Raw genomic sequence first — 243 nt, 5'->3', positions numbered from 1 at the left:
CGTGCGCGGTAGGGCTCGCCGGCCGATGCGGTGGTCTCGATCCACTGCGCCAGCCAGTCGATGGACGCGCGGCCGTAGAACACCACCGCCGCTTCGTGGTTCAGCAGCAGGCTGCGCAGGTCGAGGTTGATCGAGCCGCACATCGCCAGCTCTTCGTCGACCACCACGGCCTTGGCGTGCGCCATGAAAGGCAGCATGCGGAAGGTCACGCCCGCGCCTGCCAGGTCGCGCATGGCCCGTGCG

The 243-nt window shown here is 69.5% G+C and carries 1 protein-coding gene; it reads right to left on the bottom strand.

Annotated elements, in window-relative coordinates; genetic code table 11:
- A partial coding sequence (locus CVH10_RS23585; protein ID WP_369336006.1) for a phospholipase D-like domain-containing protein occupies positions 1 to 233 on the bottom strand: 233 nt, incomplete at its 3' end.
- Between the last annotated feature and the right edge of the window lie 10 nt (positions 234 to 243).

Source organism: Halomonas sp. ND22Bw (assembly GCF_003011945.1).
Taxonomy (GTDB): domain Bacteria; phylum Pseudomonadota; class Gammaproteobacteria; order Pseudomonadales; family Halomonadaceae; genus Halomonas; species Halomonas halophila.
The sequence above is the reverse complement of the archived record's forward strand: the minus strand, read 5'-3'. Positions and strand labels throughout refer to the sequence as shown.